Below are 13,404 nucleotides of genomic sequence, written 5' to 3'. Positions count from 1 at the left end.
GCGCACCGCGGGTGGCTTCCGGCCGCCCGCGGTGTCAGGCTGTCCCCATGAGTGACAGGGACCCTGGTGACACCGCCAAGGACGGGGAGGACCCGACCGCGGACTTCCTCGCCGAGGTCCGGCCGGAGGAGACCCCCTGGCGGACCGAGCGGCCGCCGGGTGAGCAGGCGCCGGAACGCGCCGAACGCCCGGAGAAGTGGGGCCGGGCCAAATCGGCCGGACGGGCCGCGGCGAAGGCGGCGCCCTATGTCCAGGCCGCGGCACTGGCCACCTGGATCGTCTCGGGCACCCTCGACGACTCCGGCGACTCCGGCTCGGACTCCGGCTTCGGCGACATGGGCTCCTCCGGCGACGCCTGACCCCCCGGGAAAAGGGGCGGGGAGTGGGGGGTCAGAGTTTCGCGCGCATGGTCTTCATGCGTTCGATCTCGGCGGACTGGCCGGTGATGACCTCCTGCGCCATCTCCTGCGCCTTGATCTCCACGCCCTTGCCGAGCTGGGCTTCGGCCATGGTGAGCGCGCCCTGATGATGCGCGATCATCAGGTCGAGGAACAGCTTCTCGAACGCCGTGCCGGAGGCCGCGCGCAGATCAGCCAGCTGGGCCTCCGTCGCCATCCCCGGCATGAGCGTGTGGTCGTGGTGACCCCCGTGCCCGTCGTGCCCCTGGCCCGGCACCGGCTTGCCCCGGTCGGCGAGCCACGTCTTCATCATCGTGATCTCGCCGTCCTGGGCGACCGAGATCCGGCCGGCGATCGCCCGGATCTGCTCGTTCGCCGTCTTGCCCGGCACCAGGTCGGTCATCACCTTCGCCTGCTCGTGATGGGGGATCATCATGGTGATGTACTCGACGTCCGCGTCGTTGGGCTGATCGCGGTTCACCGGACCGGGGGCGCTGGTGCCCGCCTGCTCACCCGGCTTCCCGGGGACGATCAGCGGGGCGCTGGACGCGGGCGCGGCGGGGGCTTCGTCGCCGGTGCAGCCCGAGACGAGGAACGCGGCGACGCAGAGCGTCGCTGTCAAACTCTTTTTCATCCCGGGAGATCCTCCATTGGTCGGTATCTGCTGAGCCTAAATAAGGAATAAGGTGCGCGTAAAGCTGGGTGGAAGGAGAGCCATATCGTGCTGCAGCCTGGGCTGAAACGCCGCTTGACCAGGGTCTTCGTGTCGGCGGCCGCAGTCGCCGCCCTCGGGGCCTCCAGCGCGTTCGCCGCGCCGGCCGTCATCGCCGAGCCGTCGGCGACCACGATCCCGGGTGTGGACGAGATCGTCCACAGCCCGAACCTCCGGTCGATCGCGAACGTCCCGCAGCAGGGACCGTTCACGAAGGACTCGACCGGAACGGACATCGCGTTCACCAAGGGACACGCGATCATCGGCACGTACGACGGCTTCAACGTCTTCGACGTCCGCAACCCGTACCGTCCGAAGATCGTCAGCCAGGTCCTCTGCCCCGGTGGACAGAACGACGTGTCGATCTCCGGTGACCTGCTCTTCCTGTCGACGGACTCCTCGCGCAGCGACAACTCGTGCTCGAGTGTCTCGAAGCCCGCGTCGGACAAGACGGCGTGGGAAGGCATCAAGATCTTCGACATCTCGAACCTCGCGGCGCCGAAGTACGTCGCGGCGATCGAGACCGACTGCGGTTCGCACACCAACACGATGGTGCCGGACAAGGACGGCAAGAACGTCTACGTGTACGTCTCGTCGTACGCGCCGGCGGCCAACCTGCCCGACTGCCAGCCGCCGCACGACAAGATCTCCATCGTCAAGGTCCCGGTCAAGGACCCGGCGAAGGCCGCGCTCGTCGCGACCCCGGTGCTGTTCCCGGACGGCGGCAACGTCGGCGGCGACAACCCCGACGGCACCCGCCGCTCGGCGACCACCGGCTGCCACGACCTGACGGCGCTCCCGGAGAAGGACCTGATGGCCGGTGCCTGCATGGGTGACGGCGTCCTGTTCGACATCTCCGACCGCCTCAAGCCGCGGGTCCTCAGCCGTGTGCAGGACAACGTGAACTTCGCGTTCTGGCACAGCGCCACCTTCAACAACGAAGCCAACAAGATCGTCTTCACCGACGAACTCGGCGGCGGTGGCATGGCGACCTGCCTGGAGAAGTTCGGCTCCACCCGCGGTGCCAACGGCATCTACGAGATCACCGGCCGCGGCGACAACCGCAAGCTGGAGTTCCGCAGCTACTACAAGATCCCGCGTCTCCAGTCCGAGACCGAGAACTGCGTGGCGCACAACGGTTCGCTCATCCCGGTGCCGGGCAAGGACATCATGGTCCAGTCCTGGTACCAGGGCGGCGTCTCGGTGTGGGACTTCACCGACTCGGCGAAGCCGAAGGAGATCGCGTACTGGGAGCGGGGCCCGCTCTCGAACGAGAAGCTCGTCGGCGGTGGCACGTGGTCGGCGTACTGGTACAACGGCCACATCTTCTCGTCCGACATCGTGAAGGGCCTGGACGTCCTGGAACTGAACGACTGGCGGACCTTCCCGGCGAAGCTCGTCCGGCAGAACCAGTTCAACGCCCAGACGCAGTACAAGCTGCACCCGGGCTTCAACAACTGATCTCCTAGCGCGCCATGAAAGGTCCTTTCCTTGCAAATTTTGCAAGGAAAGGACCTTTCATGGCGCCTTTCCCGCCCTTGGGGTTCAGAGGTGGGGTCGTGAGTGTTGAGTGTCGTTAGAACGACACTCAACACTCACGACCAGGTCTGACCTCGCAAGTAGTCGACTTCTTGCGACAGCACACGCCCAAGCGTGGAGGATCAGGGACGTTCAATGTCCTCAATCCTCCACGCTCGCGCATGCCACGTCGCCGGTCAGAGCCGTTGCCCGCACGACCCGCTCCCCTCGCGACCTGATCAAGGCCTGTCCGCCTTGCCGAAGGGCGCAACCTCGCGTCGGGTGGTGGGGGCCTGAAAGCGCCCTTCAGCCCGGCGACGCTCAGACGAGCCAGGCGGCCGCGTCCGGCGGCAGTTTCCCGTTCACCAGCGGCACGCTGGAGAGCAGCACCTCACCCGGCGGCAGCGCGATCGGGCTCGCCGACGTGTTCAGCGCGCAGATCAGCCCGCCGCGGCGCCGGAACGCGAAACAGCCTGCCGGGGCGCCGTACCATTCGAGGTCGTCACCGCGGAAGGCCTGGTGCGACTTCCGGAGCTCGATCGCCCGCCGGTACAGCGAAAGCGTCGACGCGGGATCCTCCAACTGGGCTTCCACGGTCACCGACGCCCACGAAGCGGGCATCGGCAGCCAGGTGCGCGGATTGCGCGAGAAACCGAACGGCGGACGGTCGCCTTCCCACGGCAGCGGCACCCGCGCCGCGTCCCGGCCGAATTCGGCGCCGGAGGTCTTGGCGCGCGGGTCGGCGAGTGCCTCGGGCGGGAGGTCGACGTTGCCGAGGCCCAGTTCTTCGCCGTTGTACAGGTAGATCGTCCCGGGCAGCGCGAGTTCGACGAGCGCCATCGCCCGTGCCCGCCGCACGCCCCGTTCGCCCCCGCCGTACCGGCTGACCTGCCGCCAGACGTCGTGGTTGCTCAACGTCCAGGTGGCCGACGCCCCGGCGGACTTCGGCACCGCCAGGGACCGCTCGATGGCCGTCCGCAGCGCGTCCGCGTCGAAATGCGTGAGGACGAGCCGGAAGTTGAACGCCAGATGCAGTTCGTCCGGCCGCAGATACCGGGCGAGGCGTTCCTCGTCGGTCACCCAGATCTCGCCGACGGCCATGGTGCCCGGGTACTCGTCGAGGACCTTGCGGATCAGCTGGTGGATCTCGTGGACCCCGTCGTTGTCGAACCGCGGATCGTAGAACTCGCTCGGCGCGAGCGGGTTCACCCTCGGGTCCATGTCCGGCAGGCCCGGCGGTTTCGCCATGCCGTGCGCGACGTCGACGCGGAAGCCGTCCACCCCGTGGTCCAGCCAGAAGCGCAGGGTCCGCTCCAGATCGGCGGCGACCTCGTGGTTGGTCCAGTTCAGGTCGGGTTGCTGCGGCGAGAACAGGTGCAGGTACCACTGGCCGTCCGGGACCCGGGTCCACGCCGGGCCGCCGAACGCGCTGAGCCAGTTGTTCGGCGGCTGGTCGCCGCGCGGGCCGAGCCCGTCACGGAAGATGTAGCGATCCCGTTCCGGGCTGCCCGGCGGCGCCGCCATCGCCGATTTGAACCAGGCGTGGGTGTTGCTGGTGTGGTTGGGGACGACGTCGACGGTGACCTTGATGCCGCGTTTGTGCGCCTCGGTCAGCAGGACGTCGAAGTCGCCGAGGGTGCCGAACATCGGGTCGACGTCGCGCGGGTCTGCGATGTCGTACCCGTGGTCGGCCATGGGGGAGCGGTAGAACGGCGTCAGCCACAGCGCGTCGACCCCGAGCAGCTCCAGATAGCCGAGCTTGCCGCGGATGCCTTCGAGGTCACCGACGCCGTCCCCGTCGGAATCGGCGAACGAGCGCACGTAGACCTGGTAGAAGACCGCCTGGTCCCACCAAGCCGCGCCCCCTGCCATCACACGAAGCTGTTCATCATGCTGTGGGCGGCCATTTCGAGATACGCCCACAGCTGCGAGCGGTAGGGCTCCTCGATGTTCTCCTCGTCGACGGCGATCTTGATGCAGCGCAGCCAGGCGTCGCGTTCGATCGGGCCGATCTTGAACGGCGCGTGCCGCATCCGCAGCCGCGGGTGGCCGCGCTGATCCGAGTAGGTGTGCGGGCCGCCCCAGTACTGCATGAGGAACAGCCGGAACCGCTCCTCGGCCGGGCCGAGGTCCTCCTCGGGGTACAGCGGGCGAAGCACCTCGTCGACCGCCACTTCGGCGTAGAACCGCGCGACGATCCGGGTGAACACCGGTTCACCGCCGATCGCCTCGTACAAGGTCGTGGGGTCTGGTTCGCTCACGGACACACTTCCATTCTGCCCTTGTCTCACTGGGGGGCGGGGCCGGTGGACATAAAGCGCCCCAGAGGTGGTTCGAAGCCCGCCTCGTCGAGCGCGGCGAGCAGGTGCGCCCGCAGCGCGCGCTGCACGGCCCACTGCTTGCCGGGCCGGACCTTCACCGTCAGCCGGACCTTGATGCCTTCCGGCGTCACGGACTCCACGCCGAGCATCTCGGGCGGCTCCAGCACGTTGGGTGCCAGCGCCTCGTTCTCCAGGAGGGTCTTCGACTTCTCGGCCATCAGCTCGGTGGCCTTTTCGACGTCGACGGAGTAGCTGAGGGGGACGTCGACGACGGCCACCGCGAAGCCCTGGCTCGAGTTGCCGACCCGCAGCACCTCGCCGTTGCGGACGTACCAGACGGTGCCGTTGATGTCACGCAGGGTGGTGATCCGGAGGCCGACGGCCTCGACGGTGCCGGACGCCTCACCGACGTCGACGACGTCACCGACGCCGTATTGGTCCTCGATCATCATGAAGATGCCCGAGAGGAAGTCCTTGACCAAGTTCTGCGCGCCGAAACCGAGCGCGACACCGACGATGCCCGCGGAGGCGATGATCGGCGCCAGGTCGATGCCCAGTTCGCCCAGCACGAGGATGAACGCGAGGCCGTAAATGAAGAACGTCGCCATCGACTTGAGCACCGAGCCGATCGTGGCGGCGCGCTGACGACGTCGTTCCATGACGGCCGACCCGAGCACTTCGGGGGCCTTCTCCCGCAGCGGTCTCAACAGGGCAGGCAGTTTCTTGGAGCCGCTCGGCATCCGCGTCACGCGGTTGATCAGGCGCCGGATCAAGTACCGCAGCAGGAACGCCATGGCCATGATCAGCAGGATCTTGATCGGCTTCGTCAGCAGCCAGCCAGCCGACGCGGAGAGCCATTCGTTGTGTGTGACCTGGAACACCTGGCCGCAGAAGGTGCTGGCGTCCTTGACGCAGGCCGGAGGTTCGGTGGGCAGCAGGTTCACGGAGAAGAAATGTCCTTTCCAGCTCGGCGGGGACCGTTCGCGCTGCTGGCGCGGTAGGAGCCCCGCGGATTCGAAACACCCAACTTCATGTGGACGCGGGGTCGCGCGCATGTGACACGTCTTGTAACACACGTGCACTTTGGGGCTGATCTGTGGTCGACTATGCCTGCACCGGTGGAGGTGGTCGAGTGCCAGACCGACAACCCATCCCCCTCGGCGTCCCGAGCCAAGCCTTGGCCGGACAGGCGCCGGAGGTCGTGTTGCGCGCTCATCCGGGAGGTGCCCCCTCGCACGGGGCTCCACTCGGCGGGCCGGGAACGCGGCCAGGGGGTGTTGCCCGCCCGCCCGGACAGCGTAGAGGGCGGGACCCGTCGACTTCGGCGGTACCCACGACGACTTCGTGGGGCCGCAGGCGGGTATTGCTGTTGAACGCCACGTTCGAGCCGCTCACGGCGCTGCCGCTGCGGCGCGCGGTGGTCCTGGTGATGTGCGGCAAGGCCGAGGTGGTGCACGGCGACCCCGGAGGGCTCGAACTGCACGCCGCCACGGTCTCGCTGCCCGTGCCCTCGGTGATCCGGCTGAGCACCTACGTGCGCGTGCCCTACCGCGCGCAGGTGCCGCTGACCCGGGCCGGGCTGATGCACCGCGACCGGTACCGCTGCGCCTACTGCGGGGGGCGGGCCGAGACGATCGACCACGTCGTCCCGCGCAGCCGTGGTGGTCCCCACAGCTGGACGAACTGCGTGGCGTGTTGCGCCAAGTGCAACCATCGGAAGGCGGACAAACTGCTGTCCGAGATCGGCTGGCGCCTGCGCGTCGTGCCGAGGGCCCCGCACGGCCCGCACTGGCGGCTGCTCGCCCATTCCAAGGAGGCCGACCCGTTGTGGCGGCCGTACCTGGGAACCGCGGCCTGACGGGGCTCTGAAAGCCGGGTTTCCCGCAAGCACGTCGGCGCCCCGGCTGCCTTTCGGCGGCCGGGGCGGGCCGATGATGCCGTGGTGCTGCTCGGTACCGCTACCAGTACGCAATCCCCTACTGCCGTGTCACTCGCCGTCCAGCCGGTAACGCCCGGGCTCAGGCGGCCAGCGAGAAGTCGTTCTGGCAGGTGACGCGGGTGCCCCGGGTGACGCGCGTGCCGCGGGTGACACGAGTGCCGCAGGTGACGCGGGTTCCGGCCGTCACGCGAGTGCCGCGCGTGACGCGCGTGCCACGGGTGACACGAGTGCCGGCGGTGACGCGGGTGCCCCGGGTCACCCGGGTGCCACGCGTGACGCGGGTGCCGGCGGTGACGCGGGTACCGCGAGTGACACGAGTACCGCGAGTAACCCGTGTGCCCGCCGTCACACGCGTACCGGGGACGAATTCAGTTTCGAAGAGTGACGAAATGTCGTCGATGATCGCCTGGCCGGGTGTCTGGGTGCTCTGCATGACATATCCTCCTGCGACCGGTGCGTTACCTGCTGGGGTGGGGGAGCTGGGCGCAAGGCCCGTACAGGTGAAAAAGCTACGAGGATTTCAAGGCGGCGACAAGACGACAGCGCCGGGTGCGGCCGCCCGTACGTTGAGTTGCAACCTTTCGGCCTTGCGGGCTTCGGCCCAACGTGGGAGCGCTTTCGCGGCAAGCGGCGGACGGCCCCCTCCGGACGGCGAGCGGTCGGTGGCGCGGACCACGTCACGCGACCGGGTGCGGCACGGCGTTCCGGACCCGGGTCGGATACGCTCACGCGCGTGAACCTTGTCGAGACGATCCTGGTCTTCGCGGTGATCCCCTTGGTCATCTACGCGCTTTGCGGGGTGGCCACGCTGCGGTCGAAGGGCGCGGGCGTCGCCCGGTACCGGCCGGGGCAGCCGTGGGAGTACCCGGCCATGTGGTGGAGCGCCAACCCCGACGGTGTCGGCGCCAGGCATTCGCACGCGAACGTGGGCGGCGCGACCGCCGTCGGTGCGACGGATGGAGCTTCGGTGACGGGAGGCGCTCGTGGCAACTGGTGAACTGACCCACGCGTCCGCAACTGTTGACGAAGAGCCCGGTTACGGCGCCGTCGTTACCTCCAGCGGCCGGATTTCCGCCGCCAAGATGTACGAACCGGCTGGGCCGATCAGCCCATTCTCGACCCAGCAGCTTGCCCGGCTGGACGAGGCGCTGACGCTGGCCAGCCGCGAGACGGGCCTCGACTTCAGTGTGTATCTCGGTGAGCTCGGCGACGACAGCCGCGCGGCCGCCGAGGGCCTGCTGAACTCGACCGACAACCCGGCCGACTCCGTGGTCGTCGCCGTGTCGCCCGGCCAGCGCGTCATCGAGATCGTGACGGGCTCGCAGGCCCGGTACCGCCTGCCCGACCGCGGCGCGAAGCTCGCCGTGGCCAGCATGGTGGCCTCCTTCAAGGAAGGCGACCTCGTCGGCGGCCTCGTGAACGCCCTGCGGATGCTCAGCGACCAGGCGGGCTCGCCCCAGCACTGACGCTCGCTTCAGCACTTCCGAATGCAATGAAAGGTCCTTTCCTCGCAAAATTTGCGAGGAAAGGACCTTTCATTGCGTTACTGGACTGATCGCCTCACCGGCCTAGGCGTCGGCCTGCGAGTCGAACTCACGGGCGGCCAGCGCCCGCACGATCCCGGCCCGGCCTTCGGAAACGAGACGGCGCAGCGCCGCCGGGTGCTCCCCGGCCAGCCACGCGTCCGACGCCTCCACGGTCGACGGCTCGACCGCCCACGACGGGTACAGCCCGACCACGGTCGGCTGCGCCCGCTCGCTGGAGCGCCGCTGCCACACCTCGTCGATGACGTCGAAGTAGCGCGTCACGTAGTCACCGAGCAGGTGCTTCTGGCCGGGGTGGGAGAACCCGGTGATCAGCGAGTCGCTGACCGCGTTGGGCAGCTCGTCGTCGTACACCGCCCGCTGCCACGCGTCGGCCTTCGCCTCGTCGGTCGGCCGCAGCGCCCGCGAGCGCTCCGCCTGGCGCCGTCCGGCGGCGGTGTCGTCCTTGGCGAGTTCCGCGTCGATCTCGGGGTGCTCCGCCTTGCCGTGCGCGACCAGCGCCTGCAGCAGCCGCCAGCGCAGGTCGGTGTCGACGGTCAGGCCCTCCAGCGGCGCCGTCCCGTCGAGCCAGCCCGCGATGATCCGCAGCGTCTTGTCGTCGAGCACAGAGTGCGACAGCGAGTTCACGAAGGCGAGCTGGTGGTCCGAACCGGCCTCCGCGCTCTGCGCCAGCTCCAGCAGCCGTCCGGAGAACTCCGGCCAGCCCTTGTCCGCCGCCCAGGCCTTGTTCGCGTACGAGTTCAGCGCCGTCTGCGCCTGCAGCAGCAGCCGCTGCACCACGCCGACCTCGGTCTCGGTGTGCACGCCACGCTGGACCAGCGTCACGAAGTCGCGCGCCTTGAGTTCGGCCTCACGCGTCATCTCCCACGCCGCCGACCAGCACAGTGTGCGGGGCAGCGGGTCGGTGATGTCGGCGATGCGGTCGATCAGCGTCGTCAGCGACGTCGGGTCGAGCCGCATCGTGCAGTAGGTCAGGTCGTCGTCGTTGACCAGCACGAGCTTGCCCGCCGGGAGCCCGACCAGATCCGGCACCTCGGTGCGTTCGCCGTCGACGTCGAGTTCGACGCGGTGCTTGCGGACGATCTTGCCGTCGCCGTCCTCGTCGTAGACGCCGACCGCGACGCGGTGCGTCCGCAGCTCACCGGCACCCGGCTTGGCGCCGGTCTGCGTGACGGCGAACGCCGTGTACGTGCCGTCGGCGCCGACCTCGTAGCGCGGGCTCAGCGAGTTGAGACCGGTGGTCTCCAGCCACTGCGCGCTCCACCACGACAGATCCCGTCCGGAGGCCTTTTCCAGCGCGCCCAGCAGGTCCGCCAGGGTCGCGTTGCCCCAGGCGTGCTTGCCGAAGTAGACCTTCAGGCCTTCGAGGAAGTGGTCGAGCCCGACGTAGGCGACGAGCTGCTTGAGCACGCTCGCGCCCTTGGCGTAGGTGATGCCGTCGAAGTTCACCTCGACCGCGTGCAGGTCGACGATGTCCGCGGCGATCGGATGCGTCGAGGGCAGCTGGTCCTGCCGGTACGCCCACGACTTCTCGATGTTCGCGAAGCTGGTCCACGCGTTCTTGTACTCGGTCGCCTCGGCCTGCGCGAGCACGCTGGCGAAGGTCGCGAACGACTCGTTCAGCCACAGGTCGTCCCACCAGCGCATGGTGACCAGGTCGCCGAACCACATGTGCGCCATCTCGTGCAGCAGCGTCTCGGCGCGGCGCTCGTAGGCGTAGCGCGTGACACGGCTGCGGAAGACGTAGTCCTCCAGGAAGGTGACCGCGCCGGCGTTCTCCATCGCGCCCGCGTTGAACTCCGGCACGAACAGCTGGTCGTACTTGGAGAACGGGTACGGGGTGGCGAACTTCTCGTGGTAGAAGGCGAAACCCTGCTTGGTCTCGGTGAAGAGCCGGTCCGCGTCCATATGCTCGGCGAGCGACGCGCGGCAGTAGATGCCGAGCGGGATCGTGCGGTGGGAGTCGGAGTACTCGTCGCGCCACTCGCTGTACGGGCCCGCGATCAGCGCGACCAGATAGGTCGAAATCCGCTCGGACACGGCGAAGACGGTGCGGACGGCACCTTCCGGGGTCTCTTCGGCCGACTCGACCAGCGCGTTCGAAATGACCTTCCAGTCCTTCGGCGCGAGCACGGTGAGCCGGTAGACCGACTTGAGGTCGGGCTGGTCGAAGCAGGCGAACATGCGCTTCGCGTCGGCGGTCTCGAACTGCGTGTAGAGGTAGACGCCGTCGTCGACCGGGTCGACGAACCGGTGCAGGCCTTCGCCGGTGTTCATGTACCGGCAGACCGCGTCCACGACGAGTTCGTTCGACCCCGCGAGGCCGGGCAGCTCGATGCCCTTGTCCTCGACGTACCCGCTGACGTCGAGCTCCGTCCCGTTGAGGACGGCCGACTCGATCCCCTCGGCGACGATGTCGACCCACGACGCCTCGCCGCTTCTGGCGCTGGCGAACTTGATCGTCGTCTTCGACGTGAAGGTCTTCTCACCGGGACCGCCGCGGCCGTCGGTCAGGTCCAGCTCGATGTCGTAGGACTCGACATCGAGCAGGTCCGCGCGCAGCTTGGCTTGGTCTCGGGTCAGGTTGGGGGCGGGCACTGGCACCTCTGGTCATCGGTATCGGTTTTGGTTTCCAACTACAGGCATCCAATCATGTCGGGCCCGGTGCTGACGACGGGAACAACACCGACGGCCGCGATGTTGGCTCGCTGTGTAGCACTCCGTAGGCACCCGCTCCACCAGACGATGGCATTGGGAGAACTTGATGACCGCCCCGTCCGAGACGACCAAGGTCGACTTCTACTTCGATCCGATCTGTCCCTTCGCCTGGATCAGCTCGCGCTGGATCCTCGAAGTGGAGAAGCAGCGTTCGCTCGACCTGAGCTTCAGGATCATGAGCCTGTCCGAACTCAACAGCGGCCGTGAGGACCTGCCTGAGCAGTACAAGGAGCTGTTGAGCCAGGGCTGGGGCCCCGTCCGTGTCGCGACCGCGCTGGCGCAGAAGAACGGCGAGGAGGCCCTGCGCGACTTCTACACGGAGTTCGGCACGCGCCACCACAACCAGGGCAACAAGGACATCCCGCAGGTCATCAAGGAGACCCTCGAGGCCATCGGCGCCCCGGCCGAACTTGCCGAGGCCGCGGAGTCGACCGAGTACGACGAGGCGCTCAAGAAGAGTCACTACGAAGGTATGAATCCGGTCGGAATGGACGTCGGCACCCCGACCATCCACATCGACGGCGTCGCCTTCTTCGGCCCGGTGCTCAGCTCGATCCCGCGCGGCGAGGACGCCGTCAAGATCTTCGACGGCGCCCGCGCGCTGGCGAGCTACCCGGACTTCTTCGAGCTGAAGCGCACCCGGACCGGGGACCTGAACTTCGACTGAATCGTCGAAAGCTAGGGGGTCTCCAGGGCCGCCCTGGTGACATCGTCGGGGTAGGGGGACGTCGCGACGGCTTCGTCCGTCGTGAGGTCCCCTGCCTCGATCCGCGTTTTGAGCGCGACGAGTTCGCGCAACCCATCGCGGTGCTTCGCGATGAACGCGGTGTCGACCGGGTCTCCGTGCCCGGCGACGATGATCTTCGGTTCCAGCGTGAGGATCGCGTCCATCACGGCCGTCCAACCGGGCAGCGAGCTGCCGTCGTTGAAGGAGAACGCGCTGAAGCCTGCTTCGGCGTTCTCGACGGCGTCGCCCGCGTAGAGGACCCCGGCGTCGGGCACGTGCACGAACAGGTCGTGGTCGGTGTGGGCGTGGCCGAGGAACCGCAGCACGACCTCGCGACCGCCCAGGTCGATCTCGGCGGTATCGGTGACCAGCCGGTCCGGCATGGTGATTTCGGTGTGTTCCAGCGCCTTCGCCATTTCGGGCCGGTTCTCTTCGAGGTAGTGCGCGATCCACTTTTCACGGGCACCCTCGCCGTACGTGGTCAGCTCGGTCAGGCACGCTTCGTGCGCCCAGACGTCGCACGGCAGGAACGCCGTCGTGCCGAAGGCGTGGTCGAAATGCGCGTGGGTGTAGACGACCGACCACGGCAGCGGGGTGATCTCCCGTACCGCCGCGGCGAGTTCGGCGCCCTGCTCGACGTCGCCGCGGACGTCGACGACCAGGCAGCGCTCACCGCCGACGACCAGGCCGACGGTCAGGTCCAGCTCCTCGTAGCGGCGGGCGTACACACCGTCCGCGAGTTCGAGCCAAGTCACGAGTCCTCCAGAATTCCCTTGCGCAGCATCGGAACCGTGCTGCTCGTATCGAGCCGTGCGGCGAGCGTCACGTCGTTCGCGTGCCCGGCCGCGGCCAGCTCCCGCCCTGAGGAACACTCTGCCAGCGCTTCGGGGATGTCGGTCGCTTCGGCCGCGATGGCCGCGAGGCGGGCTTCGGCGGACATGCGGCCGTAATGGCTTAGCGCGGCGACGATCGCGCCGGCGCCGAGTTGGTCTTCCACGCAGGGCCGCAGCGGCCCGAACGTGCCTTCGGCGCCGAGTATGTCGATGCCCCAGCGTTCCCCGGCCGGGACGACGCCGATCGGGCGGCCGTCCGCGAGTCCGGCCGCGCGTGCGGCGACGGCGGAGGCGTTGCGCAGGCAGCCTGCCAACACGTGGGCCCCGGTAGTGGCCGCGGCGTCGCAGAGCGTGGCGCCGTTGGGGGAGGGGAGGGCGAGGAGGGTGCCGGAAGGGATTTCCGTCACAGACGAAGGTCGCAGGGACCATTCGCCTTCACCCGCGAGGATGGCTCCGGCGGCTTTCGCTTCTTCCTCGCCGCGACGATCGCGCCAGCGGACGGGCAGGACACGGCCGCCGTTGCCGAGGACGAGATCCGTTGTGGTGCAGAAGGAAAGCACGTCGACGACGATCAGAACGGCGCAGCCGGCCTTGAGCGCTTCGATGCCCTCGGGTCCCCATTCGAGTCTGATGTCGGATTCGTGCTGCCCCCAGATGTCCACCCCCAGAGCATGCCCGAGACGCGCGGTGATGG

The 13,404-nt window shown here is 68.3% G+C and carries 14 protein-coding genes; 6 read left to right on the top strand and 8 right to left on the bottom strand.

Going from position 1 to position 13,404, the window contains the following annotated elements:
• Nucleotides 1-47 precede the first annotated feature (47 nt).
• Nucleotides 48-359 (top strand): hypothetical protein, encoded by a 312-nt coding sequence (locus SD37_RS31595; protein WP_044855913.1) that lies wholly within the window; start codon nt 48-50, stop codon nt 357-359.
• A 31-nt stretch (nt 360-390) separates the two neighbouring features.
• Here the strand turns inward: SD37_RS31595 and SD37_RS31590 are convergent, their stop codons facing one another.
• The gene (locus SD37_RS31590) at nt 391-1,032 is read right to left on the bottom strand and encodes a DUF305 domain-containing protein (RefSeq protein ID WP_044855914.1); all 642 of its coding nucleotides are present in this window, start codon (nt 1,030-1,032) and stop codon (nt 391-393) included.
• A gap of 87 nt (nt 1,033-1,119) precedes the next feature.
• Here SD37_RS31590 and SD37_RS31585 point away from each other — a divergent pair, with 87 nt between their 5' ends.
• On the top strand, nt 1,120-2,571 hold the full coding sequence (locus SD37_RS31585; protein ID WP_044855915.1) for an LVIVD repeat-containing protein: 1,452 nt from the start codon (nt 1,120-1,122) through the stop codon (nt 2,569-2,571).
• A 378-nt stretch (nt 2,572-2,949) separates the two neighbouring features.
• On the opposite strand, the gene SD37_RS31580 is transcribed toward SD37_RS31585, so the two are convergent.
• From SD37_RS31580 to SD37_RS31570, 3 genes are read right to left on the bottom strand one after another with little or no spacing between them, the layout of a single operon-like run.
• Nucleotides 2,950-4,500 carry a glycoside hydrolase family 13 protein gene (locus SD37_RS31580; RefSeq protein WP_044855916.1) on the bottom strand — a complete coding sequence of 517 codons (1,551 nt, stop codon included), beginning with the start codon at nt 4,498-4,500 and terminating at the stop codon, nt 2,950-2,952.
• Complete coding sequence (locus SD37_RS31575; protein ID WP_037319477.1) at nt 4,500-4,895, bottom strand: globin; 396 nt, start codon at nt 4,893-4,895, stop codon at nt 4,500-4,502. The genes SD37_RS31580 and SD37_RS31575 overlap by 1 nt, the downstream gene beginning before the upstream one ends.
• A gap of 20 nt (nt 4,896-4,915) precedes the next feature.
• Nucleotides 4,916-5,893: a mechanosensitive ion channel family protein gene (locus SD37_RS31570; RefSeq protein WP_044855917.1), complete on the bottom strand. Its 978-nt coding sequence runs from the start codon at nt 5,891-5,893 to the stop codon at nt 4,916-4,918.
• Between the two features lie 419 nt (nt 5,894-6,312).
• On the opposite strand from SD37_RS31570, the gene SD37_RS31565 reads away from it, so the two are divergent.
• Entirely contained in the window at nt 6,313-6,807 is a 495-nt protein-coding gene (locus SD37_RS31565) for an HNH endonuclease (protein ID WP_037319481.1), read from the top strand.
• 160 nt (nt 6,808-6,967) lie between these two features.
• Here SD37_RS31565 and SD37_RS31560 read toward each other — a convergent pair whose 3' ends face one another.
• The gene (locus SD37_RS31560; RefSeq protein ID WP_044855918.1) at nt 6,968-7,321 is read right to left on the bottom strand and encodes a hypothetical protein; all 354 of its coding nucleotides are present in this window, start codon (nt 7,319-7,321) and stop codon (nt 6,968-6,970) included.
• A gap of 300 nt (nt 7,322-7,621) precedes the next feature.
• On the opposite strand from SD37_RS31560, the gene ctaJ reads away from it, so the two are divergent.
• Both ctaJ and SD37_RS31550 read left to right on the top strand, forming a co-directional pair.
• Nucleotides 7,622-7,885 carry an aa3-type cytochrome oxidase subunit CtaJ gene (gene ctaJ, locus SD37_RS31555; protein ID WP_037319486.1) on the top strand — a complete coding sequence of 88 codons (264 nt, stop codon included), beginning with the start codon at nt 7,622-7,624 and terminating at the stop codon, nt 7,883-7,885.
• Nucleotides 7,872-8,354, top strand: coding sequence for a DUF5130 family protein (locus tag SD37_RS31550; protein WP_044855919.1), 483 nt, complete (start codon nt 7,872-7,874; stop codon nt 8,352-8,354). The genes ctaJ and SD37_RS31550 overlap by 14 nt, the downstream gene beginning before the upstream one ends.
• A 102-nt stretch (nt 8,355-8,456) precedes the next feature.
• Here SD37_RS31550 and pepN read toward each other — a convergent pair whose 3' ends face one another.
• Nucleotides 8,457-11,030, bottom strand: a complete 2,574-nt coding sequence (gene pepN, locus SD37_RS31545; RefSeq protein WP_044855920.1) for an aminopeptidase N — start codon at nt 11,028-11,030, stop codon at nt 8,457-8,459.
• A 166-nt stretch (nt 11,031-11,196) separates the two neighbouring features.
• Between pepN and SD37_RS31540 the strand changes: the two genes are divergently transcribed.
• Nucleotides 11,197-11,817 carry a mycothiol-dependent nitroreductase Rv2466c family protein gene (locus tag SD37_RS31540; RefSeq protein WP_044855921.1) on the top strand — a complete coding sequence of 207 codons (621 nt, stop codon included), beginning with the start codon at nt 11,197-11,199 and terminating at the stop codon, nt 11,815-11,817.
• A gap of 11 nt (nt 11,818-11,828) precedes the next feature.
• Here SD37_RS31540 and SD37_RS31535 read toward each other — a convergent pair whose 3' ends face one another.
• Both SD37_RS31535 and SD37_RS31530 read right to left on the bottom strand, forming a co-directional pair.
• Nucleotides 11,829-12,632 (bottom strand): MBL fold metallo-hydrolase, encoded by an 804-nt coding sequence (locus tag SD37_RS31535; protein WP_044855922.1) that lies wholly within the window; start codon nt 12,630-12,632, stop codon nt 11,829-11,831.
• Complete coding sequence (locus SD37_RS31530) at nt 12,629-13,372, bottom strand: 2-phosphosulfolactate phosphatase (protein ID WP_044855923.1); 744 nt, start codon at nt 13,370-13,372, stop codon at nt 12,629-12,631. The genes SD37_RS31535 and SD37_RS31530 overlap by 4 nt, the downstream gene beginning before the upstream one ends.
• Between the last annotated feature and the right edge of the window lie 32 nt (nt 13,373-13,404).

The sequence above is a fragment of the Amycolatopsis orientalis genome (assembly GCF_000943515.2).
Classification (GTDB): domain Bacteria; phylum Actinomycetota; class Actinomycetes; order Mycobacteriales; family Pseudonocardiaceae; genus Amycolatopsis; species Amycolatopsis orientalis.
This window is presented reverse-complemented; position numbering and strand designations above follow the sequence as displayed.